At 72.1% G+C, this 24,896-nt stretch carries 24 protein-coding genes; 14 read left to right on the top strand and 10 right to left on the bottom strand.

The window, feature by feature from the left end; genetic code table 11:
* Positions 1 to 11: 11 nt before the first annotated feature.
* Positions 12 to 3,551, bottom strand: coding sequence for a WD40 repeat domain-containing serine/threonine-protein kinase (locus J2S55_RS27735; protein WP_306866798.1), 3,540 nt, complete (start codon positions 3,549 to 3,551; stop codon positions 12 to 14).
* Between the two features lie 112 nt (positions 3,552 to 3,663).
* Between J2S55_RS27735 and sigJ the strand changes: the two genes are divergently transcribed.
* The 5 genes from sigJ (at position 3,664) to J2S55_RS27710 (ending at position 6,981) form a co-directional block, all read left to right on the top strand.
* Entirely contained in the window at positions 3,664 to 4,533 is an 870-nt protein-coding gene (sigJ, locus tag J2S55_RS27730; RefSeq protein WP_306866795.1) for an RNA polymerase sigma factor SigJ, read from the top strand.
* On the top strand, positions 4,530 to 4,994 hold the full coding sequence (locus tag J2S55_RS27725; protein WP_306866792.1) for a carboxymuconolactone decarboxylase family protein: 465 nt from the start codon (positions 4,530 to 4,532) through the stop codon (positions 4,992 to 4,994). Before sigJ ends, J2S55_RS27725 begins: the two co-directional genes overlap by 4 nt.
* A 332-nt stretch (positions 4,995 to 5,326) precedes the next feature.
* On the top strand, positions 5,327 to 5,482 hold the full coding sequence (locus tag J2S55_RS27720) for a hypothetical protein (RefSeq protein ID WP_306866790.1): 156 nt from the start codon (positions 5,327 to 5,329) through the stop codon (positions 5,480 to 5,482).
* A 68-nt stretch (positions 5,483 to 5,550) separates the two neighbouring features.
* Positions 5,551 to 6,246 (top strand): pyridoxamine 5'-phosphate oxidase family protein, encoded by a 696-nt coding sequence (locus J2S55_RS27715; protein ID WP_306866787.1) that lies wholly within the window; start codon positions 5,551 to 5,553, stop codon positions 6,244 to 6,246.
* Between the two features lie 156 nt (positions 6,247 to 6,402).
* On the top strand, positions 6,403 to 6,981 hold the full coding sequence (locus tag J2S55_RS27710) for a TetR/AcrR family transcriptional regulator (protein WP_306866785.1): 579 nt from the start codon (positions 6,403 to 6,405) through the stop codon (positions 6,979 to 6,981).
* On the opposite strand, the gene J2S55_RS27705 is transcribed toward J2S55_RS27710, so the two are convergent.
* Together J2S55_RS27705 and J2S55_RS27700 are read right to left on the bottom strand one after the other, a co-directional pair.
* Positions 6,896 to 8,623 carry an alpha/beta fold hydrolase gene (locus tag J2S55_RS27705; protein WP_306866783.1) on the bottom strand — a complete coding sequence of 576 codons (1,728 nt, stop codon included), beginning with the start codon at positions 8,621 to 8,623 and terminating at the stop codon, positions 6,896 to 6,898. The two genes, J2S55_RS27710 and J2S55_RS27705, sit on opposite strands and share 86 nt — an antisense overlap.
* A gap of 232 nt (positions 8,624 to 8,855) precedes the next feature.
* A complete protein-coding gene (locus tag J2S55_RS27700; protein ID WP_306866780.1) occupies positions 8,856 to 9,416 on the bottom strand; it encodes a TetR/AcrR family transcriptional regulator in 561 nt (186 codons plus the stop codon).
* Between the two features lie 225 nt (positions 9,417 to 9,641).
* Here J2S55_RS27700 and J2S55_RS27695 point away from each other — a divergent pair, with 225 nt between their 5' ends.
* The 3 genes from J2S55_RS27695 to J2S55_RS27685 all read left to right on the top strand — a co-directional run bounded on the left by J2S55_RS27695 (position 9,642) and on the right by J2S55_RS27685 (position 12,398).
* Positions 9,642 to 10,142: a DinB family protein gene (locus J2S55_RS27695; protein WP_306866778.1), complete on the top strand. Its 501-nt coding sequence runs from the start codon at positions 9,642 to 9,644 to the stop codon at positions 10,140 to 10,142.
* A gap of 146 nt (positions 10,143 to 10,288) precedes the next feature.
* A complete protein-coding gene (locus J2S55_RS27690; protein WP_306866775.1) occupies positions 10,289 to 10,927 on the top strand; it encodes a TetR/AcrR family transcriptional regulator in 639 nt (212 codons plus the stop codon).
* Positions 10,928 to 11,018: 91 nt separating this feature from the next.
* A complete protein-coding gene (locus J2S55_RS27685; protein WP_306866772.1) occupies positions 11,019 to 12,398 on the top strand; it encodes a pyridoxal phosphate-dependent decarboxylase family protein in 1,380 nt (459 codons plus the stop codon).
* Positions 12,399 to 12,411: 13 nt separating this feature from the next.
* Here the strand turns inward: J2S55_RS27685 and J2S55_RS27680 are convergent, their stop codons facing one another.
* A complete protein-coding gene (locus J2S55_RS27680; protein ID WP_306866769.1) occupies positions 12,412 to 13,398 on the bottom strand; it encodes a helix-turn-helix domain-containing protein in 987 nt (328 codons plus the stop codon).
* Between the two features lie 131 nt (positions 13,399 to 13,529).
* Here J2S55_RS27680 and J2S55_RS27675 point away from each other — a divergent pair, with 131 nt between their 5' ends.
* Positions 13,530 to 14,006: a rhodanese-like domain-containing protein gene (locus J2S55_RS27675; RefSeq protein WP_306866766.1), complete on the top strand. Its 477-nt coding sequence runs from the start codon at positions 13,530 to 13,532 to the stop codon at positions 14,004 to 14,006.
* Positions 14,007 to 14,099: 93 nt separating this feature from the next.
* On the opposite strand, the gene J2S55_RS27670 is transcribed toward J2S55_RS27675, so the two are convergent.
* Positions 14,100 to 14,609 (bottom strand): cupin domain-containing protein, encoded by a 510-nt coding sequence (locus J2S55_RS27670; protein ID WP_306866763.1) that lies wholly within the window; start codon positions 14,607 to 14,609, stop codon positions 14,100 to 14,102.
* Positions 14,610 to 14,687: 78 nt separating this feature from the next.
* Here J2S55_RS27670 and J2S55_RS27665 point away from each other — a divergent pair, with 78 nt between their 5' ends.
* Positions 14,688 to 15,182: a MarR family winged helix-turn-helix transcriptional regulator gene (locus tag J2S55_RS27665; RefSeq protein WP_306866761.1), complete on the top strand. Its 495-nt coding sequence runs from the start codon at positions 14,688 to 14,690 to the stop codon at positions 15,180 to 15,182.
* Between the two features lie 124 nt (positions 15,183 to 15,306).
* Here the strand turns inward: J2S55_RS27665 and J2S55_RS27660 are convergent, their stop codons facing one another.
* On the bottom strand, positions 15,307 to 15,645 hold the full coding sequence (locus J2S55_RS27660) for an MmyB family transcriptional regulator (RefSeq protein ID WP_306866758.1): 339 nt from the start codon (positions 15,643 to 15,645) through the stop codon (positions 15,307 to 15,309).
* Positions 15,646 to 15,665: 20 nt separating this feature from the next.
* On the opposite strand from J2S55_RS27660, the gene J2S55_RS27655 reads away from it, so the two are divergent.
* Positions 15,666 to 15,962 carry a nuclear transport factor 2 family protein gene (locus J2S55_RS27655; RefSeq protein WP_306875585.1) on the top strand — a complete coding sequence of 99 codons (297 nt, stop codon included), beginning with the start codon at positions 15,666 to 15,668 and terminating at the stop codon, positions 15,960 to 15,962.
* Positions 15,963 to 16,044: 82 nt separating this feature from the next.
* Here J2S55_RS27655 and J2S55_RS27650 read toward each other — a convergent pair whose 3' ends face one another.
* From J2S55_RS27650 to J2S55_RS27635, 4 genes are all read right to left on the bottom strand, one after another.
* Positions 16,045 to 18,879 (bottom strand): vitamin B12-dependent ribonucleotide reductase, encoded by a 2,835-nt coding sequence (locus J2S55_RS27650; RefSeq protein WP_306866754.1) that lies wholly within the window; start codon positions 18,877 to 18,879, stop codon positions 16,045 to 16,047.
* An 84-nt stretch (positions 18,880 to 18,963) separates the two neighbouring features.
* Positions 18,964 to 19,425: a transcriptional regulator NrdR gene (gene nrdR, locus J2S55_RS27645; protein WP_306866752.1), complete on the bottom strand. Its 462-nt coding sequence runs from the start codon at positions 19,423 to 19,425 to the stop codon at positions 18,964 to 18,966.
* A gap of 443 nt (positions 19,426 to 19,868) precedes the next feature.
* Positions 19,869 to 20,135, bottom strand: coding sequence for a LysM peptidoglycan-binding domain-containing protein (locus tag J2S55_RS27640; RefSeq protein WP_306866750.1), 267 nt, complete (start codon positions 20,133 to 20,135; stop codon positions 19,869 to 19,871).
* A gap of 40 nt (positions 20,136 to 20,175) precedes the next feature.
* On the bottom strand, positions 20,176 to 20,412 hold the full coding sequence (locus J2S55_RS27635; protein ID WP_306866747.1) for a hypothetical protein: 237 nt from the start codon (positions 20,410 to 20,412) through the stop codon (positions 20,176 to 20,178).
* A 59-nt stretch (positions 20,413 to 20,471) separates the two neighbouring features.
* On the opposite strand from J2S55_RS27635, the gene lexA reads away from it, so the two are divergent.
* From lexA to J2S55_RS27620, 3 genes are all read left to right on the top strand, one after another.
* Positions 20,472 to 21,182 (top strand): transcriptional repressor LexA, encoded by a 711-nt coding sequence (gene lexA, locus J2S55_RS27630; protein WP_306866743.1) that lies wholly within the window; start codon positions 20,472 to 20,474, stop codon positions 21,180 to 21,182.
* Between the two features lie 533 nt (positions 21,183 to 21,715).
* Positions 21,716 to 22,597 carry a hypothetical protein gene (locus tag J2S55_RS27625; protein WP_306866741.1) on the top strand — a complete coding sequence of 294 codons (882 nt, stop codon included), beginning with the start codon at positions 21,716 to 21,718 and terminating at the stop codon, positions 22,595 to 22,597.
* Between the two features lie 151 nt (positions 22,598 to 22,748).
* A complete protein-coding gene (locus tag J2S55_RS27620; RefSeq protein WP_306866738.1) occupies positions 22,749 to 24,743 on the top strand; it encodes a glycosyl hydrolase family 18 protein in 1,995 nt (664 codons plus the stop codon).
* The last annotated feature ends 153 nt before the right edge of the window (positions 24,744 to 24,896 follow it).

Here is a 24,896-nt window from a genome sequence, read left to right as displayed (position 1 = left end):
GAAAGTTTGGGCTAACCAGGACATACGTCGCGATATGGAATGTCGGCCAGATAGGTCCGCCACTCCTTCCGCGACAGGGTACGGCCGGCCCGCTCGCAGACCGCGAGCGCCACCTCCTCGGGATCGACCGGCTGCTCGGCCAGGACGCCTTCGGAGTCGACCGTGACCAGCCGTGATCCGTCGGCGGTGAACGCCAGCGACTGGAGGTCTCCGGTGTGCGTCACGATCGGCTGGCCCAGGCGTCGCCCGGTCGCGATGTCCCACAGCGCCACCGACTGCGGGCCGACCCCGGCCGCGACCACGTCGCCGCGCGGCGAGTAGACCAGCCCGGTCCCGGCGCCGGCCCCGCCGCGGATCAGGGCGCCCACCCGGCTCCTGGAACCCGTCTCCCACACCGAGATCCGCCCGACCTGGTCGGCGGTGGCGGAGCGGGCGCCGTCGGCGCTGAAGGCCATGGAGGTCACCGGGATGCTGACGGTCGGCGAGCCGTACGTCTCGCCGAAGGGTCTGCCGGTCGCCACCTCCAGCAGCCGCTGCTGCCCGCCGGCGACCCCGATGGCCCTGCCGTCCGGGGTGAATCTCAGCGCCTCGACGTATTCCTGTTTCAGGGACCAGCGGTGCCGGCCGCTGGGCACGTCCCACAGGTGGATCTCCCCGCTGGGCGCCTTCTCGGGGTCGTAGTACAGGACGTAGGCCGCCACGGCGGTGCCGTCGGCGTTCATCGCCAGGGCGGGCACCTGGCCCCCGCGCGCGGTCTGGACGGCGGCGATCCGCCGGAAGGTCGCGGTGTCCCAGATCGTCAGCCTGGAGCTCTCCCCGCCGGTGTTGATCGCCAGCCGCCTGCCGTCGCCGCTGAAGGTCATCTCGAAGTAGCCGTCGGCGCCCTCGGGCCCCACCTTCAGGGCGGCGAGGGGCTCGCGCCGCCGGACGTCCCAGAGCCGGACCTCGCTCGCCCCGCTGTCCCGGGAGGCGAGCAGGCGCCCGTCCGGGCTCAGCGCGGCCCAGTGGGTTCCAGCGCCCTTGAGCGGGACGGGCCTGGTCAGCGCGGTGATGTCGAGGCTGGTGACCGACCCCTCGGTGAGGTAGCGCAGCGTGCGCCCGTCCGGGTCGAAGGCCACGGCGGGCATGAACGCCTCGATCCGCTGGGTGAGCAGGAGCCGGCCGTCCTGGACCCGCCAGAGCTTGACGCTCGTCTCGTCCGTCGCGCTCAGGAAGCGCCCGTCGGGGCTGAAGCGCAGCGTCCCGCCGTTGCCCGGGGGGAACGGGCGCTCCAGGTCGGCCCCGGTGAAGGCGTCGCGTAGTTGGACGGTCTTGCCTCGGCCGACCGCGAGGGTCTTGCCGTCCGGGCTGTAGGCGACGCGCATCCCGCAGGTGTCGCACCGGCTCCCCAGCGAGATCCTGTCCAGGCCCGCCAGGGTGAAGGCCACCGCCTGCCCGTCGATGGTGCCGACGGCCAGCCCGCGGCCGTCGGCGGAGGTGTCGAAGTCGATGCCCGCGGCGGACGGGAACTGCTTGTCCCCGGTCACGGGGTTCCAGACCGTCAGCCCCTCCCCCTGGGTGACCAGGACCTGGTCCTCGGCCTGGCCGAAGTGGACCTGGGTGTCGCCGCCGCCCTCGCGTCCCTGGACGGCGAGGGCCGCGCCGGTCGGCCTGCCCCTGGCCACGTCCCAGAGTTTCAGCTCCAGCCCGCTGATCACCGCCAGCCGCCTGCCGCTCGGGCTCAGCGCGATCCCGCGCAGGTCGTCGCCTATCCCCCGGAACCCGCCGGTGCGCCGGCCCGTCCGCACGTCCCAGATCCGCACCTCGCCCCCGCCCGCGCTGACGAGCGTGCGCCCGTCGCGGCTCAGCGCCCGGAGCGTCTGTATGGCGGTGGCCGGGTCGTGGAAGGTGGCCGTCTCCCGCTGGGCGAGCGAGCCGGTGAGGCTCGCCCTGGCCTCGGCCACCGGGGCCAGCCGCCAGGCCGCCACGCTGAGCAGCATGGCCCTGACCGGCTCGGCGACCCGCAGTGACTCCGCCGTCGCGGCGAGCTGACGGGCCCCCGCCTGGTCGCGCTGGAGCGCGATGGTGACGTTGCGCGCCTCGGCCACCCTGCTCTGCTGCAGGGCGAGCGCCCCGGCGGCCAGCGCGACCACCAGCAGCGCGGCCAGTGTGATGGACAGCAGCCGGCCCCGGCGGGCACGGCGCCGGGTGAGCGCGGCGCCGGCCTCCAGGAAGTCGCGTTCGACCGGGCTCAGCGTGATGTTGCGGCGGCCGGTGGCCGCCCAGCTCATGGCGTTCTCCAGGCTGCTGCCCTGGAACAGGTCGCCGTCGCGGCGGCCCTGGGCCTGCCAGTGCCGGGCGGCGGTGAGGATCCCCCGGTGGACGGCCAGGCCGTCCCGGTTGGCCTGGACCCACAGGCGCAGCCGGGGCCATGCCTGCGGCAGGGCCGGCCGGGACAGCCAGACCTCCTGCTCGTCGTGAGTGACCAGGTAGGCGAAGACCTGGAGCACCCGCCGGACGGCGGTCGCCTCGCTCTCGGGCCGCCCGTCGAGGAGCTCGCCCCACTGCGCCCGCCGTACGGCCGGCTCGCCGTCGTCGGTCACGGTGACCATCCGGAGGAACACCTCGGGGGCGACCTCGCGCTCGGCCGGGCCGAGCGCGGCGTAGGCGTCCTCGGCGAGGGCGCCGAGCGCCGGGTCCGCGGAGGCGGCGCGGATCTGCGCTCCGGCGCTGCTGCCCGCCGCCAGCAGCTTCGGGGTGTCGAGCCGGCCGTCGTCGCTGACCAGGGCCAGCAGCAACTCCCTGGCCGACGGCCTGGCCTGCGGATCCTTGGCGAGGGAGGCCGCGATGAACGGGCGCAGCCGTTCGGGCAGCATGTCGAGCTGGGGCTGGACGGACAGCACGCGGTGCATGACGCCGCCCAGGCTCTCGGCCCGGAACGGGTCGGCCCCGGTCGCGGCGAACACCATGATCCCACCCCAGGCGAACACGTCGGCCGGGGTGCCCGCGCGCTGGCCCATGAAGATCTCCGGGGCCATGTAGGTCGGGGTGCCCGCCACCATGCCGGTGGCGGTCAGCGACATGTCCACCGTCCGGGCGATGCCGAAGTCGATCACCCGGGGGCCGTCCGGACCGAGCAGCACGTTGTCGGGCTTGAGGTCGCGGTGGATGACCCCGGCGTCGTGGATGGCGGTCAGCGCGGTGGCGACCGCGGTTGCCAGGCGGTGCAGGTCGCCCCCGGTGAAGCGGCGCCCGTCGGTGACCGCCCTGCGCAGGCTGGGGCCCTCGACGTATTCGGAGACGATGTACGGCCTGGGGCCGTCCAGGTCGGCGTCGATCACAGCCGCCGTGCAGAACGAGGCGACCCGCCGGGCGGCGGCGGCCTCGCGGCCGAACCGGTCGCGCAGTTCGGGGTCGGCGCCCGCGTCGCCGTGCAGCACCTTGACCGCGACCCGCCTGCCCCCGGCGTCGTATGCCTCGTAGACCACACCCTGGCCGCCGGCGCCCAGCCGCCCGGCCAGCCAGTAGTCGCCCAGCCGCTGGGGATCCCCGTCGATCAGCCCGGTGCTCATCTCATACTCCGTTCACCGGTCTCATGCTCTGTTCACTGGCCTGTTGGACTCGCCGGTCGGCAGCATAGTTCTCCGGATGTCACACACTCAGGAGATGACTCGTCCTCCCTGTGTGAACAGCGATGAAGATCTCGCGGCCGAGTTCGGCGCCCTCCGGCCCCGGCTGGTGGGCGTGGCCTACGGCCTGCTCGGCAGCCTCGACGAGGCCGAGGACGTGGTCCAGGACGCCTGGCTCCGGCTGGGCCGGGCGGACCGCGCGGAGATCCAGGACGTCACCGGCTGGTTGGTGGTGACGGTCTCCAGGCTCGCGCTGGACGTGCTGCGCTCGGCGCGCGTGCGCCGGGAGGAGTACGTCGGGCCGTGGCTGCCCGAACCGGTGGTGACCGTCGAGGCCGACCCCGCCGACCGGGTGACGCTGGACGAGTCGATGAGCCTGGCGATGCTGGTGGTGCTGGAGTCGCTCAGCCCGGCCGAGCGCACCGCGTTCGTGCTGCACGACGTGTTCGGGCTGCCGTTCGACGAGGTGGCCCAGGCGGTCGGGCGCACCCCTGCCGCCTGCCGCCAGCTCGCCGCCCGTGCCCGCAAGCACGTCGCGGCCCGGGCGCCCCGGTTCGAGGTGGACGCGGCCGAGCACCGCAGGGTGGTCGAGGCGTTCTCCCGGGCCAGCAAGGGCTGTGACATCAACGCGCTGACGGCCCTGCTCGACCCCGATGTGGTGCTCCGCAGCGACGGTGGCGGCCTGGTCAGGGCGGCCAGGCGGCCGGTCCGCGGCGCCGGCCGGGTGGCCCGCTTCATCGCCGGGGTGGCCGAGCGGTTCGGCGCCGGGGGCCGGTTCACCCCGATCACGGTCAACGGCCGGCCGGGGCTGCTGCGGTTCCGGGACGGAGCGCTCGACGGCGTCTACGCGCTGACCGTGGCCGGCGGCCGGATCACCGAGATCGACATCGTGATGAACCCAGAGAAACTGAGGAGTGTTCGATGAAGGCACGGATGAACGTCGCGGAGTTCGCCCCCGAGGGCTACCAGGCCATGCTCGGCCTGGAGAAGTTCCTGGCCGGCAGCAAGCTGCCGCACGCCACGCTGGAGCTGGTGAAGCTGCGGGCCAGCCAGATCAACGGCTGCGGCTTCTGCGTGGACATGCACAGCCACGACGCCAAGAAGGCGGGCGAGACCGACGAGCGGCTGTTCTCGGTGGCCGCCTGGCGGGAGGCGCCGTACTACACCGACGCCGAGCGCGCGGCGCTGGCGCTGGCCGAGGAGGCCACCCGGCTCAGCGACCGCGGGGAGACGGTGCCGGACCACGTGTGGGACGAGGCCGCCAGGCACTACGAGCCGGAGATGCTGGCCACGCTGGTGATAGCGATCGCGGCGATCAACGCGTGGAACCGGATCGCCGTCACCACCCGTGCGGTCGCGGGTTCCTTGCGTAACCAAATCAGTTGATCCGGGTCGTGTCGCGGGGCTAGGTTGGCTCGCACGGACATCCGTGCGAGCCGGCCGCCCCGGGAGGCGGCGGCGCGTCGGACGACGTGAGCACGGTTTTCCCGAGGAACGGTGAGTCCGAGGAGAGGGCGCAGACCATGCGACGCATCAGGACCGTCCGGCCGCAGCGCCGGCTCCGTCAGCCCCGCACACCCGACCTGGACCTGCGGTCGCCCTCCGGCCGCCGGCTCCCCTACTGACCGACTCTTTACGGCGGTTTTACGGGGTGATCTGTAGACATCTCGCATAACGGATTCATCACGCCGGGGGGCTCAATGAAGAGACTTGTGGTCGTGCCACCATACGTAGCGCGATTCAAGATCAGGGATATCCGCTCCGCGACACGCCGCAAGACCGCCGCGGACACCAAGGTCGTCGACCTGCGCGCCTACACCGGACGGAACATCTTACGGTTCCCGCTCGCCGGCGGCCCCACCCCCGCCGCCTGACCCCCGATCTCCGAAGGCCCGCCGCCCGCGGGTCTTCTCTCTTTCCGGGCCTGCTTGAATGTCACCTCATGAACGGACTGTCCGCGACCGAGCGCACCCGGCACCGCCGTCTCCGTGAGAACGGCCGGACCGACAGGGCCGCGCTGTACGAGGTGCTGCGCGCCGGGTTCGTCTGCCATCTCGGCGTGGTGAGCGGCGGTGTGCCGATGGTGGTGCCCACGGTCTACGGCTTCGACGCCGACCATCTCTACGTCCACGGCTCGGTCGCCAGCCGGAGCCTGACGACGGAGGAGCCCGCCGGGTCCCCGTCCGCGCCGGCGGGCGGGTCCGCTGGCACGGTCTGCGTGACGGTCACTCACGTGGACGGCCTGGTCCTGGCCAGATCGGTGTTCGAGCACGGCGTCAACTACCGCTCCGCCATGGTGTACGGCGTGCCCCGCAGGCTGGAGGGCGAGGAGAAGACGGCCGCGCTGCGGATCCTCACCGAGCACGCCGCCCCGGGCCAGTGGGACTACGCCAGGCCGCCCAGCCGCAAGGAACTCGCCGCGACGACCGTTCTGGCGATCTCCCTGGCGGAGGCGTCGGTCAAGGTGAGTTCGGGACCGCCCGGCGACGGGGACGGGCCGGACGCCGAGCTGGGCCTGTGGGCGGGCGTGCTGCCGCTGGCCACCACCTGGCTGCCCCCGGTCGCCGACCCCCTGCTGCCGGAGGGCGTCACCGTCCCCGATCACATCGGCGGGCGCGCGGGGACCCGGCTCTCCTGACCCGGCTCGCCTGCCCCCGGCTCTCCTGACCCCGGAACAGCAGTCCGCCCGCCACGCCCGCCGTACCCACCGGGCCCCGAGCCCCGAGCCCCGAGCCCCGAGGCTCCGGGGGACGGCCGCAAGAGCGGACAGCGTGTCCACATATACCCTGAGGGCATGGAGAGAGCAGACGCCGCGCGCAATCGGGCGCGCATCCTGGAGGCGGCCGGACAGCTGTTCGCGGCCAAGGGCGCGCCGAACGTCACCATGGACGACATCGCCAGAGCGGCCGGAGTGGGGCGCGGCACGCTGTACCGCCGCTATCCCGACCGGGCCGCGATCGCGACCGCGATGCTCGACGAGCACGAGAAGGCCCTGCAGGAGAAGCTGATCGGCGGCCAGGCGCCGCTGGGCCCGGGGGCGCCACCCGCCGAACGGCTGGCCGCGTTCTACGCGGCGATGGTGGAGCTGCTGGAGGCCCACGCCCACCTGGTGCTTGGCACCGAGACCGGGCGTTCGCGCTTCGCCACCGGGGCCTACGGTTTCTGGCGACTGCACGTGCGCTCGCTGCTGGCGTCCGCCGGGGCGCCCGACCCCGACACGCTGGTCGAGGTCGTGCTCGCCCCGCTGGCCCCCGAGGTCTACACCTACCAGCGGACTGAGCGGGACCTCAGCCCCGGGCGGATCGCAGCGGCTCTGGGCGAGCTGGCCCACCGGCTGCTCGGAGCGCAGCCGCCAGCTCGCGAGGGTGCGTGAGCTGGGGATAGTGCCCGGCGCCCTCGACGAGGGTAGCCGGCACGTCCACGGCCAGCGGGTCGGCCGACCCGGTGACGATCGTCACCGGGACTCCGGAACCCTCCATGACCTGGTCGAGCACCCGGCGCAGCTCCGACCGCCCGGAGTGGGCCGCGCGCATCGCCTCGACCACCCGGCGGGCCGCTCCCGGGCGGCGCAGGTCCGCGACCGCGTCCGCCGGGACGCCGAGGCGCTCCCCCAGCCGGGCCCCGGACATCCGGCGCAGCGCCGGGACGGCCGCCCTCGAACGCGGCAACCACCCCGAGGGCGGTTGGAGGAAGGCGGGGGCGACGAGGACGACGGCCGCCACCCGGCCGGGGTTGGCCCGCGCGTAGCGCAGGACGGGTCCGCAGCCGAAGGAGTGGCCGACCAGCACCGGCCGCGTCCTGACCGGAGCCATCAGGGCCGCCGTCCAGCCGTCGAGCGAGCGGGCGGGCGCGGAACGGCCCAGGCCGGGCAGGTCGGCGGCCAGGACCGGGACGGCCAGCCGGTCGCCGACCTCCTCCCACGAACCGGCGTCCAGCGGCAGCCCGTGCAGCATCACGTATTCAGGACTCTCCCGCTCGCCCGTCACCCAGGTCCGGCTCCCCGCCACGTCCTGGAACCCGTACGGCCCGCGCGGCGGGGCGGCCGCGCCGAACCGGCTGCCGACCAGCCCGTCGGCCCAGCTCCGGAGCACCTCCCCGGCCGGGGGCATGCGCAGCCCGGCCCGCTCCGCGAAGGCCAGGGCGGGGGCGGTGTCGTAGCGGTCGCCGGACATGAACGACAGCGTCTCGGGATCGACCCCGGTGAGCGCGCGGGGCAGCCGCCGCAGGAGCCCGACCGGGACCGTCCGCCGGGGCGCGGGGACGCCCAGATGGCCGGCGACCAGGGCGACCAGCTCCGGCAGGTCCGGCGTGTCGTCGTCGAGAACCCAGTAGGCCCTCCCCTCGGTCTCCTCGTGCTCGGGCACGGCGGCCATGAAACGGGCGAAGTAGCCGCTCTCGACGACGGGCAGGAAGACCTCGGGGCCCCCGGGGAGCGCCGGGAGCCGCCCGCGCCAGAGGTCCTCGACGAGCGAGGCCAGGCCGATGAACTGGCCGGGGCCGACCACGGTGCTGGGGTTGACGATCGTCAGCGGGACGCCCAGCTCGCGCGCCCGGATCCGCACCGCCGCGTCGGCCTCTCTCTTCGACGCCTCGTAGGCGCCCTCGGCGCGGTAGTCCGCCACACCACCGCTGACCCGGTAGCCGCTGATGTGGACCAGGCGGCGCAGGCCGGGCCGGGCGGCGGCCCAGTCTGTCACGTTGAGCGCCCCGGTCACGTTGGCCCGCCTCGCCTCCTCGACGCTCAGCCCGAAGGCGAAGCGGGCGGCGGCGTTGTAGACGTCGCGCACCGCCTCCAGCCCCTCGGTGTCCGCGAGGCCGAGGCCGGGCGCGGTGATGTCGGCGGTGACGACGGTCAGCCCGGCCGTGTCCACCTCCTGCGCGGCGAGCCAGGACGTGAGCCGCTCCCCCGGCCCGCGCACGGCGGCCGCCACCCGGCGGCCGCGGCTCAGCAGCTCCGCGACCAGGGAGCGGCCGACGAACCCCGCGGCTCCGAAGACGATGGAGTCGGTCGTCACACGATCACCTCATAATAGATCGGTCTACATATTAAATGGACACACGGAACCCATGCGGAGCAGACCTGCACACCGCCACACGGAGCCCGTGTGGAGCAGGCCCGCACACCGCCGCACGGAGTTCATGTGGAGCAGGCCCGCACACCGCCGCCGCCCACGGCGGCCACGGCGGGCGGCGCCTTCAACGTCCCCGCCCCTCACCGGGCGCCGCCCCGCACGGCGGCGCGACGTCTTACAGCAGCGCCACGATCCGGCGGGCCACCCGGTCGAGCGGCTCCCGGCTGCGGTGGGCCCTGGCCAGCAGCAGCGCCCCCTCGATCAGCGCGAGAACGGTGACGGCCACGTCGTCCGCCTCGGGGTGCCCGTCGGCGGCCAGCCGGTCCCGGAGGGTGTCCTCCCAGGAGCCGTAAACCTCCGAGCAGACCCCCTGCAGCGGATCGCTGGTGGCCGCCATCTCCAGCGCGACCGTGGCCACCGGGCAGCCCTTGCGCCAGCCGGACGCCTCCAGCCGGTCACCGAGCAGCGCCAGCACGGCGACGACCAGGCCCGCGGTGTCGGGCACGGTCTCCGCCAGGTCCCGCACGGCCCCGCCGATCTCCCGGCCGGCCCGCCGTACGGACTCTCCGACCAGCTGGTCCTTGCCGCCGGGGAAGTGGAAGTAGAGCGAGCCGCGCGGAGCCCCGCTGGCCGCGATCACCTGGTTCAGCCCGGCCCCGAAGTAGCCGCCGCTCTCGATGAGCTCCTGCGTCGCGTCCAGCAGCCTGCCGCGCGTTTCCTCGCCCTTCTGTCCCATGACCAAAAAATAGACCAGTCTGCTTATTATTGGCAACCCGTCGGGAGCGCCGCCGTCCCGGGCGCGCCCGGCGGGGCGGGCGTGCCGGAGCACGCCCCTGCACACCCGGTCCGGCCGCCCCACCCGGGCCGTCCCCTCCGCGGGCCGCCTCCCTCCGCGGGCGACCGGGGCCCGGCGGGCGGCGCCGGTCAGCGCCCCGCCGGCCCCGGTTGCTATGGTCCGCGCATGATTCGAAAAGTGCCGTTCACCGGCGGCGAGAAGCAGAGCCTCCACATCAGCCTGGACCGGCACCGCGACGTGGTGGTGTGGAAGCTCGACGGCCTCGACGATGAGCAGTTGCGCCGTCCGATGACCCCGTCGGGGACAAGCCTGCTCGGGCTGGTGAAGCACCTGGCGAGCGTCGAATACGGCTGGTTCTGCGAGACCTTCGGCCGCGAGACCGAGCCGCTCCCCTTCGACGACGAGGACGAGAACGCCGACATGCGCGTGGAGCCGCACGAGACCACCGCCGGCATCATGGAGTTCTACGGCCGGGCCCGCGCCGCGGCCGACCGGGTGATCGACGGACTCGACCTCGACGACGTGGGAACGGCATGGTCCGGCGAAACGGTGTCGATGCGCTGGGTGCTCATTCACATGATCGAGGAGACCACCCGCCACGCCGGCCATATGGACATCCTGCGAGAGCTCCTCGACGGGGCGACCGGCGACCACCCCCGGAACTGACGGCCCCGCCCGGAGCCGGGCGCGCACGGCGCCCGGCCCGCGCGGCCCCGCACCCGGGGGCGGGGCGCCCTCCACGCGTGGCAGAGATTCCGGATTTTCCTTTCTGATAGAACGGAACATACTGTTCCAGTAGCTATATTGAGGGTATGGAGACAACCAGTACGGCGCCCATGAGCGGCCGGAAGGCCCAGGCGGCCCGTAACGACCAAGTCATCCTCGACGCCGCGCGCGCGGTCTTCGTCGCCGACCCCGGCGCCCCGATCGCCGCGGTGGCCGAGCGCGCCGGCGTGGGCATCAGCGCGCTCTACCGCCGCTACGCCGGCAAGGAGGACCTGCTCCGCAGACTGTGCTCGGACGGCCTGAAAATCTACATCGCCGAGGCCGAGGCCGCCCTGGCCGACGAGAGCGATCCGTGGAACGCCTTCACCGGGTTCATCCGCCGCATCGTGGACGCCGACGTCCACTCCCTGACGGTCAACCTGGCCGGCACCTTCACCCCCGACGAGGACCTCCACCGCGCAGCCGCCCGTGCCTCCGAGCTGTCGGTACAGGTCTTCGACCGCGCCGCCCAGGCCGGCGCCCTCCGCCCCGGACTGGACGTCGCCGACATGTCGATGATCTTCGAGCTGCTCGCCGCCGTCCAGCTCGGCGACGGGGAGCGCACCGCCCAGCTCCGGCACCGCTACCTCGCCCTGATCCTGGACGCCCTGCACCTGACCTCGGCCCCCTCCCCGCCGGGCCCGCCCCCCAGCACCGAGGAGGTCACCCGGCGCTGGAGGGTCTAGGCGCAGCCGGCCGGGGCCGCCCTGCCATGTCCGGGCCATTCGTTGATATTGGACTGGGACATATGCCCCGCCTGCTCCCTATCGTGGCCTCATGCATCCCCGACTCGATGACGATCTCATCCACCTGCCCGAACTGCTCGACACGGTGCGGGCGCAGGCCGTACGGCTGCTCACCGGTCTCGACAGCCGGCCGGTCGCGCAGGCGCCCGCCGAGCACCGGCCCGCCCCCCTGCCCGCGGACGGAGCGGGGCTGCGGGAGGCGATGGAGGAGTTCGCCCGGAGGTGGGAGCCCGGCTTCTCCGCCGGCGCCGGCCCCCGATACCTGGGCTTCGTCACCGGCGGCGCGACCCCCGCCTCCCTGGCGGGCGACTGGCTGACCGGCACGCTCGACCAGAACCCCATGTCCGGCCTGGACTCCAGCGCCCCCGACCTGGAACGGGAGACCGTCGCCTGGCTGCGCGAGCTGTTCGGCCTGTCCGCCGAGCACGAGGGCACCTTCGTCAGCGGCGCGACGATGTCCAACTTCGCGGGCCTGGCGACAGCCAGGGAATGGCTGGGCGAGCAGCGCGGCGTCTCGGCCGCCGAGCAGGGGGTCGCCGCGCTCGGCCCGGTCCACGTGCTCTCCGGGAGCCCCCACTCCAGCATCGGCAAGGCGCTGTCCATGCTCGGGCTGGGCCGTTCGGCGATCCGCACGGTCGATCTCCTGCCGGGCCGGGAGTCCGTCGACGTCGCCAGGCTCGCCGAGGCGCTGGAGTCCCTGGACGGGGCGCCGGCGATCGTGGTCGCCAACGCGGGCACCGTCAACACGGGAGACTTCGACGATCTGCGCGCGGTGGCCGCCCTGCGCGAGCGCCACCCCTTCTGGCTGCACGTGGACGCGGCCTTCGGGGCTTTCGCCGCGCTCTCCCCGGAGCACGCCCACCTCACCGACGGGCTCGACGCGGCCGACTCGGTCTGCGTGGACCTGCACAAGTGGCTGAACGTCCCCTACGACAGCGCCGTCCAGTTCACCCGCCGCCGGGATCTCCAGGTGCGGGTCTTCCAGAACTCCGCCGCCTATCTCGGGCCGATGGGCGACAGGCCCGACCCCGTGCATCTGACCCCGGAGAACTCCCGGCGGCTGCGGGCGCTCCCGGCGTGGTTCACCCTCGCCGCGTACGGACGTGACGGCCACGCGGAGATCGTACGGCGCGACATCGCCCTCGCCACCCGGCTCGGCGAGCGGATCGCCGCCATGCCCGCCTACCGGCTGCTCGCGCCCGTCCGGCTCAACGTGGTCTGCTTCACCCTGGCCTCCGCCCCCGAGCGTGTCGGGGAACTGGCCGCGGCCGTCACCGGATCCGGCGAGGCGTTCCTCACCCAGACCGTCCACGACGGGGTGCCCGCGCTGCGCGCCGCCTTCAGCAACTGGCGCACCACCGAGGCCGACGTCGAGCAGGTCGCGCGGACGCTGGAACGGCTCGCCCTCTGACCCCTGGGGCCGTTCACGCCGGGGCTCGGAAGACCCTGCGGTAGGCCGAGGGCGAGGTGCGCATCGCCCTGGTGAAGTGGTGGCGGAAGGTCACCGGGCTGTCGAAGCCGACCGAGACCGCGATCTCCTCGACCGGCGCGGCCGTGGACTCCAGCAGCGTGAGGCTGGCCGCGACCCGTTGGGAGATCACCCAGCGCAGCGGGCTGGTCCCGGTCTGGCGGGCGAAATGCCTGATGAAGGTGCGCTGCGACATGTGAGCGACCTCGGCCAGCCCGGCCACCGTGATCGGCTCGGCCAGGTGGTCCAGCGCCCAGGTCATCGCGGTGGCCACCGCGTCGTCGTCCTCCACCGGGGTGACCGCCGCCTGGACGAACTGGGCCTGCCCGCCCTCCCGGTGCGGCGGGATGACCAGCCTGCGCGCGACCGAGTTGGCCACGCCCGGCCCGTGGTCCTTGCGGACCAGGTGGACCAGCAGGTCCAGCCCCGCCGCGCTGCCCGCGCTGGTCAGCACGTCGTCACCGTCCACGTAGAGCACGTCCGGGTTGACCTCGACCAGCGGGAAGCGGCGCTGCAGCAGCTCGGCGTACTTCCAGTGGGTGGTCGCCTCCCGACCGTCCAGCAGCCCGGCCGCGGCCAGCGCGAAGGCCCCCGAGCAGATCGACACCACCCGCGCGCCCCGGGCGTGCGCCGCCCTCAGCACCGCGATCAGCTCCGGTGACACCGGGCCGGACACGTCCGGCACCGCGGGCACGATCACCGTGTCCGCCTCGGCCACGGCGTCGAGCCCGTGCCCGGCCCGCATGGTGAACCCCCCGACGATCCGCAGGTCGGCTGGGGTCTCGGCACAGACCTTGAGCTCGTACCAGGGCACGTCCAGTTCGGGCCGGGGGATGCCGAAGATCTCCACGACGCAGCCCAGCTCGAAGGGGGACATGCCGTCGAAGGCGAGCACGGACACGGTGTGACGGGCTCGGCGGAGCGTCGGCGGCGGGAGCAGCATGGCGAGATCTTAGCGATAAGCGGCATTCACGCCACTGTTGGGGCGGTGGCCGAGACCGGCACCATTTCTCTCGTCACCTTCACCCGTCACCTTCACTCGCCACCGCCGAGCACGACCGAAAGGCCCCCGAGATGACCACCGCCACAGCCCGTTCCGCCGTCACCGCGGTGCCCGCGGCCGGCAACGCCGCCGCACTGGCCCACTTCGCCGGCCGCCTGGCGTTCGAGACCGACGTGTCCGACGTGGCCGCCGACCTGGCCTCGGGGGCTCCGGGGATCATCGTGGTCGACTCGCGCAACCTGGAGAGCTGGCGGCAGGGGCACGTCGAGGGCGCGGTGCACCTGCCCACCGCCGAGATCGCCGCCCGCGCCGCCGACGTGGTCCCGGCGGGCGCGACCGTGGTGACCTACTGCTGGGGACCCGGCTGCAACGGCGCCACCCGCGCCGCCCTGGAGTTCGCCAAGCTCGGCTACCCGGTCAAGGAGATGCTCGGCGGGTTCGAATACTGGGCGAGGGAGGGCTTCGCGGTCGAGACCGCGGCCGGCGTCTCCCGGCGCGGCATCGACCCGCTCACCGCCCCGGTCTCCGGCATCGCCTGCGCCTGCTGACCGCCCCGCACCACCGGCCGTCCGGCCGCAGGCCGCCGCTCCCCGGCCTGCCCGCATCCGGGGCAGGCCCGGCCCCGGCACCGGCCGCTCTGGTCAGCCGCCGTCCTTGCCGGCCCGGGCCTCCCGCCAGAGCGGGCTGTCGAGGAAGTGGTTGTCGAAGCGCTCCTGCGCGGCGAGCAGCTCCTCCAGAGTCGCCTCCCCCCTGCCCAGGCGCGCCAGCAGGCGGAAGTAGTCGAACCGCTCGACCCCGGGGGTGATGACGACCAGCACGTCGGCCCCGCTGTCCGGCGCGGCGGCGAAGGCGTGCGGCATGTGCGGCGGGACGACGATCAGATCGCCTCCGCGCGCGGTGACCACCTGCTCGCCGGCGAGCACCTGAAGGGCGCCGTCGAGCACGTAGAACAGCTCCGACGAGGCCGTGTGGTGGTGGGGCGCCGCCCCGTCGGCCCCGCGGCCGAGGGTCACCCGCTGGGTACTGAGCGCACCGCCGGTCGCGCTGGAGTCGGCCAGGAGCCGCACGGTGCTGGGCGCCTCCCCGACGACCTCGGCGTCGGCGGCGCGCACGAGGACGGCACCGTGGTCCGCCGGACGGATGAACGACATCTCGGTCTCCTCACGACAAGGTAGTTACGCGTCCGATAGTACGACGTCAAACTATATGCTGTCGAATAGAATGTGAGGATGGACGAAGTCGACGTGATCGTGAGCCAGTGGCGGCACGAGCGTCCCGACCTGGACCTCTCGGCCATGGGCGTGTTCGGCAGGTTCAGCCGGCTGCACACCGCCGCCGGCCGGGCCGTCGACGAGGTGTTCGCCCAGCACGGCCTGCAACGCGGCGAGTTCGACGTGCTGGCCGCGCTGCGCAGGTCGGGCCCGCCCTACGTCCTCATCCCGTCGGTCCTGTCAGCGACGCTCATGCTGTCGAGGGCCGGTATGACCAACCGCCTGGACCGCTTGGAGGCGGCGGGCCTGGTCGAGCGGCGGCTCGACCCGGACGACCGGCGCAGCTTCCTGGTCGCCCTCACCGGCGAGGGCAGGCGGGTCGTCGACGCCGCGGTGAGCGAGCACACGGCCAACCAGGTGCGGCTGCTGTCCTCACTGACGCCCGCGGAGCGCCAGACCCTGGATCAACTGATCCGCAAGCTGCTGTCCGACGTCGAGGGGGAGGATCGGTGACCCCCGGCGCCGCCCCGCAGCGCCAGGGCGGTGCGCGCGTCGGCGGGGAAGTAGGTCTCGACCGCGATCTCCTCGAGCGTGATGTCGTAGGCGGCGCCGAACGTCGTGACCGTGTTGAGGAGGCTCAGCTCGGTCCCTCGGTCCCTCGGTGCCGGATCCGGATGGGCAGGGCGATGTCGGCCGGGTCGAGGGGCTCAGGCGGGTCGGGGGCGCCGTAGGAGACGAGCTCCGCGTGGAGCCCGCCCAGCCAGGGGTCCCCGGTCCGCTGGGCCTGCCGGGCCGGCCTCGGCAGCAGGAATCCCCGCACCTGGTCCAGGTTGAGCAGACGGGGCGCGAACCCGTCCGGATGCAGACCCAGGCGCATCATGTTGACCGGCGGTTCGAGCAGGGCGGGGGCGACGCCGTCGAAGAACACCTCGGCCGCCGAGTTGGCGAGCACCAGGTTCCAGCGGCGGTCCACCACCAGCGCCGGATCTCGACGTCCTGCGCACCCTGCTGCACGAGGACTTCATCGAGCACAACCCGGGCAACCCCTCGGGCCGGGACGCCTTCGTCGAGCATGTCACCGACGCCCCGGTGGCGAGCGCCGGGCTGGATCTCAAGCGCGTCATCGCCGACGGGCAGTATGTGGTCATGCACTATCTCATGACCAGGCCGGGCGAGGAGCGCGGCACCGCGGTCGTCGACATCTGGCGGCTGCGGGACGGCCTGATCGTCGAACACCGGGACGTCGTCCAGCCCGTGCCCGACCCCGCGGAGATCCCCCACGGAATGTTCTGAACACCCACGCGGGGCGGGACCTCGGCTGCCCGCCGACGTCCCGCCCCGACCAGGGCCATTCACGCCCGGAAGGGCGCCTGGATCAGCTGCAGCCGCTGGTGGAGCCGCAGCCCTCGCAGACGTAGCAGCTGCCGGCCGGGCGCATCTTGGTGCCGCAGGTCATGCAGAGCGGCGCGTCGGCGGTGCGGCCCTGGTGGGACTCCAGGGAGCCGGCCCGCTCCCGCGCCGGCGCGGCCACGGCCACGACCTCCGCGCGGGGCTGGGGCTTCTCCTCGATCGGCGCCGAGGTGGCCAGTTCGGCGATGACCTCGTCGGTGTGGATCGGCGCCGGGTCCTCCCCGCGCTGCTGGGCGGCCCGCTCGGAGGCGGAGAAGATGCCGAGGGCGGCCCGCTCGTCGTAGGGCAGGTGGTCCAGGGCCAGGCGGCGGAAGATGTAGTCCATCACCGAGGCGGCCATGCGGATGTCCGGGTCGTCGGTCATGCCGGCCGGGTCGAAGCGCATGTTGACGAACTTGCTGACGTAGGTCTCCAGCGGCACGCCGTACTGCAGGCCGATGGAGATGGCCACCGAGAAGGCGTCCATGACGCCCGCGAGGGTGGAGCCCTGCTTGGACATCTTCAGGAAGACCTCGCCGAGACCGTCGTCGGGGTAGGACGAGGCGGTCATGTAGCCCTTGGCGCCGCCCACGGTGAAGCGGGTGGTGGTGCTGGGGCGCTGGTTCGGCATCCGGCGACGGGTCGGCCGGCTGATCTCCACGACCTGGATCTCCGGCTCGGCCGGCGCGGCCTTCTCCTCGCTCTTCTTGCCCGCGACCGAGAGCGGCTGGCCGACCTTGCAGTTGTCGCGGTAGACGGCCAGGGCCTTCAGGCCGAGCTTCCAGCCCTCCATGTAGACCTGCTCGATGTCCTCGATCGTCGCCGACTCGGGCAGGTTGACCGTCTTGGAGATGGCGCCGGACAGGAACGGCTGGGCGGCGGCCATCATGCGCACGTGGCCCATCGGGGCGATCGCCCGCTCGCCCATGGCGCAGTCGAACACCTCGTAGTGCTCGGGCTTGAGGCCCGGGGCGTCGACGACGTGGCTGTTGGCGGCGATGTATTCGACGATCGCCTCGACCTGCTCCTCCAGGTAGCCCAGCTGCCGCAGCGCGCGCGGGATCGTCTGGTTGACGATCTGCATGGAGCCGCCGCCGACGAGCTTCTTGAACTTGACCAGGGCGAGGTCGGGCTCGATGCCGGTGGTGTCGCAGTCCATCATCAGGCCGATGGTGCCGGTGGGCGCCAGCAGCGAGGCCTGGGCGTTGCGGTAGCCGTTCTTCTCGCCCAGCTTGAGGCACTCCGTCCACTGGCGGGAGGCCTCGACGTGGATGGCCTTGTCCATGGCCTCCAGCGTGCGCAGGTCGTCGTTGGCGGCGGCGTGCTTGCGCATGACGCGCTTGTGGGCGTCGGCGTTGCGCGCGTAGCCCTCGTAGGGGCCGACGACCGCGGCCAGCTCGGCGCTGCGGCGATAGGAGGCACCGGTCATCAGCGAGGTGATGGCACCGGCGATGGCCCGGCCGCCGGCCGAGTCGTAGGCGTGGCCGGTGGCCATGAGCAGCGCGCCGAGGTTGGCGTAGCCGATGCCGAGCTGGCGGTAGGCGCGGGTGGTCTGGTCGATCTTCTCGGTCGGGAAGTCGGCGAAGGTGATGGAGACGTCCATCGCGGTGATGATCAGCTCGGTGATCTTCACGAAGTTCTCGATGTCGAAGGAGTTGTCGTCCTTCAGGAACTTCATCAGGTTGATGCTGGCCAGGTTGCACGAGGAGTTGTCCAGGTGCAGGTATTCCGAGCACGGGTTGCTGGCGGTGATGCGGCCCGTCTCCGGGCTGGTGTGCCAGTCGTTGATCGTGTCGTCGTACTGGACGCCGGGGTCGGCGCACTCCCACGCGGCCGTCGCCATCTTGCGGAACAGCCGCCGGGCGTCGACCTTCTCGATGATCTCGCCGGTGAGGCGGGCGCGCAGGCCGAACTCCTCGCCCTGCTCCACCGCGCGCATGAACTCGTCGGAGACGCGCACGGAGTTGTTGGCGTTCTGGTACTGGACGGAGACGATGTCCTTGCCGCCCAGGTCCATGTCGAACCCGGCGTCGCGCAGCGCGCGGACCTTGTCCTCCTCGCGCGCCTTGGTCTCGATGAACTCCTCGATGTCGGGGTGGTCGACGTCCAGGACGACCATCTTGGCCGCGCGGCGGGTGGCGCCGCCGGACTTGATGGTGCCCGCGGAGGCGTCCGCGCCGCGCATGAAGGAGACCGGGCCGCTGGCGGTGCCGCCGCTGGAGAGCAGTTCCTTCGACGAGCGGATCCGGGAGAGGTTGACCCCGGAGCCGGAGCCGCCCTTGAAGATCACACCCTCTTCCTTGTACCAGTCGAGGATGGACTCCATCTGGTCGTCGACCGCGAGGATGAAGCAGGCGCTGACCTGCTGCGGCGAGGCGGTGCCCACGTTGAACCAGACCGGCGAGTTGAAGCTGAAGACCTGGTTGACCAGGGCGTGCTTGAGCTCGTGGTCGAAGATCTCGGCGTCCTCGTCGGAGGCGAAGTATCCCTCCTCGACCGCGGTCCGGGTGTAGACGCCCACCACCCGGTCGACGAGCTGCTTCAGGCTCCACTCGCGCTGCGGGGTGCCGACCGCGCCGCGGAAGTATTTGGTGGTCACGATGTTGGCGGCGTTGACCGACCAGGACTCGGGGAACTCGACGCCCCGCTGCTCGAAGTTGACCGAGCCGTCCCGCCAGTTGGTCATCACGACATCACGGCGCTCCCAGCGCACCTCGTCATAGGGATGCACTCCCGGCGTGGTGAAGACGCGCTTCATCTTCAGCCCCTTGCGCAACCGCTTGCCCCCGCGCGCCGCCGCGCCACCGACCGTCTCCGTCATGACTTCCCCCTTCCGGGGCTCCGTGGAGCCCACGAGTCGGACCAATCAACGCGCCGCTCTGTCCCCCGGCGCCCGGGGTGTGAATCAGTCCTGCTTGGCGGAGCGTTCCGCCCGCAACTGCTTGATCTCGGTCTCGAAATCGGCCAGGGTCTCGAAGCTCCGGTAGACCGAGGCGAACCGCAGGTAGGCCACCTCGTCCAGGTCGCGGAGGGGCCCCAGGATCGCCAGCCCCACCTCGTGGGCCGCGATCTCCGCCGCCCCCGTCGCCCGGATGCTCTCCTCCACCCGCTGGCCCAGCTGGGCCAGCGAGTCTTCGCTGACCGGGCGTCCCTGACACGCCCGCCGGACACCGGCGATCACCTTGTCCCTGAAGAACGGCTCGGTCACCCCGCTGCGCTTGCTGACCATGAGCAGCACCGTCTCCTGCGTGGTGAACCTGCGCCCGCACTCCGGGCACGTGCGCCTGCGGCGGATGGCCCCGCCGTCCTCGGTGGACCGGCTGTCGATGACCCGGGTGTCAGGATGGCGACAGAACGGACAGTGCACGCGCGTCGCCTCCTTGAGCCGGCGAGTGGCCCACCTTCTCGTGCGTTTCCGGGCGTCTGACGAGACGCTCGCGCACGCCCCCCGAATAGTCGAGGTGCGGTAATGGAAACACAATCTATGGTGAAGCACGCCGATTAAGCCACTAGATGTTGTGGTCAACGGTAGAAGTGTCGGACCATGAACGCAAGTTGAAACGGCCCTGTCGGACGAAGTCGCTGATCAGCGCATCACATCCGCACGGGCCGGGCGTGTCACCCCTCCATCGGCCCCCGCCACCCTCCGGCGACCCCCCGCTACCCCCTCGGCGGCCCCGATCACCTCCACCAGGCACCCGACCGTCTCCACACCGGCCCCGGCCACCCCGGCCGCCCCCGCACGCGCGTCCGCGGCGCCGTCCCCGGTCCGTCACCTCACACGTGGGCCGGGCCCGCCGGCCACGCCCCTCAGGGAGCGGAGCCGTCAGGCAGGTAGAGCCGGGCCCCGGGCCGGATCACCGAGTCGGACAGGCCGTTGAGGTCCATGATCTGGCGGACCGTCGGGGCGGGATCCCCGTCCCGCGTCACCGCGTCGGCGATCTCCCACAGCGTGTCGCCCCCGTGCACCACGACCCACGGCAGCCCCTCGTGACCTCTCCGCTCGAAGGCCGAGGCGGCGTCGATGCGCGCGCCGACCCAGAGCGCCCCCAAGGTGACCAGCGTGAGCGCCGCCACCACCACGATCCTCCCCCGCCGGGTGAGCCGCAGGGGCGGATCAGGATATCGGATGTTCCCCGCGGGCCCGGGACGCCGGACGGGCGCGCGCCCGGGCCCCCTCTTCGCCGTGGTCGTCTTCATGATGGCCCCCCACCCCTTCGACCTGGCCGAACACATGTCGAAGAAAGATCGGCGAATCGAACACGATGTCGATCGAACTCCCGTACGATGTTGTACACCACGCCACCGCTGATTTCGAGAACGACTCGAACAATTGTTTGAATACGATCTTCAACGGGGGTACGGTCGCTGTGTGCGACGTAAGAGATACAGACCGGGAGGCGAGGAGACCGCATGAACGGGCACGACGAGAACGGTTCGGCCGTCAGCGACCTGGCGGTGCGCAGGCGTGACTCCCTCGGCCTCACCCCCAGGCAGCGGAAGATCCTTGAGGTGATCCGCGACTCGGTGCAGCAGCGCGGCTACCCGCCCTCCATGCGGGAGATCGGCGAGGCGGTGCAGCTCACGAGCACCTCCAGCGTGTCGCACCAGTTGACGGCGTTGCAGCGCAAGGGCTACCTGCGCCGCGATCCGCACCGCCCCCGCGCGCTGGAGGTGCGCCTGCCCGGCGAGCCGGTGCTGTGGGTGGACCCCGACTCCGGCACCGACGAGGCCCCGGTCAGCCGCCCGACCGCGGCCTACGTGCCGCTCGTCGGCCGGATCGCCGCCGGTGGCCCCATCCTCGCCGAGGAGAGCATCGAGGACGTCTTCGCCCTCCCCAAGCAGCTCGTCGGCGAGGGCACGCTCTTCCTGCTCCAGGTGACCGGCGACTCGATGATCGACGCGGCCATCGCCAACGGCGACTGGGTGGTCGTCCGCCAGCAGCCCGTCGCCGACAACGGCGACGTGGTCGCCGCGATGATCGACGGCGAGGCCACGGTCAAGACCTTCAAGCGCAAGGACGGCCATGTCTGGCTCGTCCCGCACAACACCAACTACGACCCGATCCCCGGTGACGAGGCCACCGTCCTGGGCAAGGTCGTGGCGGTTCTGCGCAAGCTCTGAGACGGCACACCACGAGGAGCGGGGTCCCCGATCGGGACCCCGCTCCTCGTCATGCGCCCGAGGCCGCTCGCAAGGCCGTACGGCGAGACCTCCGTCCCAGCCGTTCCGGGCTCCCCGCCCGCTATGGGCTCCCGGGCCGGTGTGGGCTCCCGCCGTTCCGGGCTCCCTGATCGGGACGGGCTCTCCGGCCGGTATGGGCTCCCGCCGTTCCGGGCCCCCGACCGGGACGGGCTCCCGAGCCGGTGGGGCTCCCCGACCGGGACGGACTCCCCGCCCCTCCGCCGGTGATCAGATCTCCTTTGTGGGGGCCGGGCATGTTTGTGGGGGTGCCGGGCATGCGCTGATTCTGTTTTCGGCTCGGCATAAGCCACAGGCGACGAAATTTCGGCAATTGCTACCTGTAGCGACCTTTCCGGGGATCGCGAGACGTTCTACGCTCGCTCCCCACAGAGCGCGGCGGGCCCGTGCCGTCCTCGCGGGGGAGGGGTGCGGGGGATCCCAGCCGCCCGCCTCGACAGCCGAGGAGCGCCCTCATGCCTCGCCGCCTCCCCGAACCGGCAGCCGACCGCGGCCTCCTGCTCCACTCGGGCCCGTTCCACCAGGCCCTGCGCGCCTGCATCCGGGAGAACGGCCTGCCACTCGACCGCATCCGGTCCCGCCTGGCCCAGCGCGGGCTGACGGTCGCGCTGTCCACCCTGAGCGACTGGCAGCGGGGCCACCGGCGCCCCGGCGGCGAGCAGTCCATGCTGGTCGTCACGGCCCTGGAGGAGATCCTTCGCCTGCCCGGCGGCTCGCTCACCCGCCTCCTCGACCGCGGGCCGGGGCTGGACGGGCGTTCCGGGGCGCTCGGCGAGCCGCTGGACGCGCTGCCGGGCTCACGCGACCAGGACGCCGTCGTCATCACCCAGCAGCAGAAGGTGCTGATCGACGCGGCGCGGATGTGCGCGTCGGTGTGGACCCGCACCCTGGTCAGGGCCCGGCGCGACGGCATGGACCGGTATGTGGTCAGGTCGTTCGTCGATCCCGGCACCGATCTCGAAGGGTGTGAGATCCACGCTCTGGAGAACTGCAGGGTCGGCACCGTCCTGCGGCACCAGCGGCGGGCGGTGATGGTCGCCGAACTGCTCTTCGACCATGTGCTCCGGGCCGGTGACACCTGGGTCTTCGAGTGGGAGAGCGTCGACAGGCCGACGCGGCCGTGCGTCGACCACGGCCACGGTTTCCGGCAGCCGGTCGCGCATTTCCTGCTCCAGGTGCGGTTCGATCCCCTGGCCCTGCCGGCCGAATGCCATTCCTACGTCCGGTCCGGACCGGACGAGACGCCTTTCCGGACCGGTGTCCTGGTGCCCACCGCCCATCACACCGTCCACATGGCCGCCTCCGACGTGGCCGACGGGGTGCTGGGCATCGCCTAGCGCTGGCCGTAAACCTCTCCCCGAGCGGTTGGGCCCCCCGAAATTTCGCACCATTGACGGCGCGGGGGCGCGTGATTACGTTCAGCTCAAATTGACAGTAAAGTTTCCTGTTAATTAATCCCCCGGTTCCAGGTCGTAGAGGCGGTCGCCCATGAGAAATCGACTTGTCCTGAAACTCTTAGGCGTGGTGGGGGCGGTCCTCCTCCCGCTGGGAGGGGCCGTCGCGACGGCGCCCGGCGCGTCGGCCGCCGTGACCGTGCCGATCCGGGCCAACGCCGGCGGATCCGCGCTCACCGACGCGGCGGGAGACCAGTGGGTCGCCGACAAGGCCTACTCCAGCGGTGACTGGGGCTACCAGACCAGCTACGGAGGCGGCTCGACCACCGGCGCGATCGCCGGGACGACCGACGACTCCCTCTACCAGAACTACAACACCTTCAACGGCTGGGGCGGCTACCGCTTCGACGTCCCGAACGGCACCTACCAGGTGACGCTGAAGATGGTCGAGGACTGGGCCAACGCGGCCGGCCAGCGCAAGTTCGACGTCCGCGTCGAGGGTGCCAACGCCCTGACCGGCTTCGACATCTTCGCCTCCTGCGGGGCGCTCACCGCCTGCGACCGGACCTTCCCCGCGACGGTCGCCGACGGCGCGCTCAACATCCAGTTCAACATGAACGGCGGAGCCAACTACGCGACGGTCTCCGCCATCGCGGTGACCGGCGGGGGCGGCGGAGGCGACGACACGACACCGCCCAGCACCCCGGGCGACCTCCGCTCCACCGCCACCACCTCCACCAGCGCCTCCCTCGCCTGGAACGCCTCCACCGACAACGTCGCCGTCACCGGCTACGAGATCTACCGAGGCGCCACCCTCCTCACCACCGTCAACACCACCACCTACACCGACACCGGCCTGACCCCCGCCACCACCTACAGCTACACCGTCCGCGCCCGCGACGCCGCCGGAAACCGCTCCACCCCCAGCACCCAACTCAACGTCACCACCCAGAACGGCGGAGGCGGCGGCGGCGGTAACAAGCTGCTGGGCTACTTCACCCAGTGGGGCATCTACCAGCGGGCCTACCACGTCAAGAACATCGTCACCAGCGGCTCGGCCGCCAAGCTCACCCACATCAACTACGCCTTCGGCAACGTCCAGAACGGCCAGTGCACCCTGGGCGACACCTACGCCGACTACGACCGCTTCTACCAGGCGGGCGAGAGCGTGGACGGGGCCGCCGACACCTGGGACAACGGCGCGCTGCGCGGCAACTTCAACCAGCTGCGCAAGCTGAAGAAGCAGTTCCCCAACATCAAGGTGCTGTTCTCCTTCGGCGGCTGGACCTGGTCGGGCGGTTTCGGCCAGGCGGCGGCCAACCCCGCCGCGTTCGCCGAGTCCTGCTACCGCCTGGTCGAGGATCCACGCTGGGCGGATGTGTTCGACGGCATCGACATCGACTGGGAGTACCCGAACGCCTGCGGCCTCACCTGTGACACCAGCGGTTTCGCCTCCTTCAGGAACCTGATGTCGGCGCTGCGCTCACGGTTCGGCCCCAGCTATCTGGTGACCGCCGCCATCACCGCCGACGGCACCTCGGGAGGCAAGATCGACGCGGCCGACTACGGCGGCGCCGCCCAGTACGTCGACTGGTACAACGTCATGACCTACGACTTCTTCGGCGCCTGGGCCACCACCGGGCCCACCGCCCCGCACTCCCCGCTCACCACCTACGGCGGCATTCCGATCCCCGGCTTCGACTCCGACTCCGCCATCCAGAAGCTCAAGAGCAAGGGGGTGCCGGCCGGCAAGCTGCTGCTGGGCATCGGTTTCTACGGCCGAGGCTGGACCGGTGTGAGCCAGGCCGCCCCCGGCGGCTCGGCGACCGGCCCCGCGCCCGGGACCTACGAGCAGGGCATCGAGGACTACAAGGTCCTCAAGACCCGCTGCCCGTCCACCGGGACCGTCGCGGGAACGGCCTACGCCTACTGTGGCAACCAGTGGTGGAGCTACGACACCCCGGCGACCATCGGGGGCAAGATGAGCTACTCGAAGAACCAGGGCCTGGGCGGGGCCTTCTTCTGGGAACTCACCGGAGACACCTCCAACGGCGAGCTGATCAACGCGATGAAGAGCGGCCTGGGCTAGTCCCCGGCCGGCCCGGCCGCCGCCCCGGGCGGCGGCCGGGCCCTCAGCCGCGCCGACCGCGGAGCAGCTCCACGACCGCGGTCATGTGGCGGTCGCCCCAGCCCTACCGGCGCGCGGGAGGGGCCCGGGGAGACGGTGCTCACATCGGCCACG

It is taken from the genome of Streptosporangium brasiliense, assembly GCF_030811595.1.
In the GTDB taxonomy this organism is placed as follows: Bacteria; Actinomycetota; Actinomycetes; order Streptosporangiales; family Streptosporangiaceae; genus Streptosporangium; species Streptosporangium brasiliense.
Note: the sequence above shows the minus strand (reverse complement) of the source record. Positions and strands in the feature narration are given on the sequence as shown.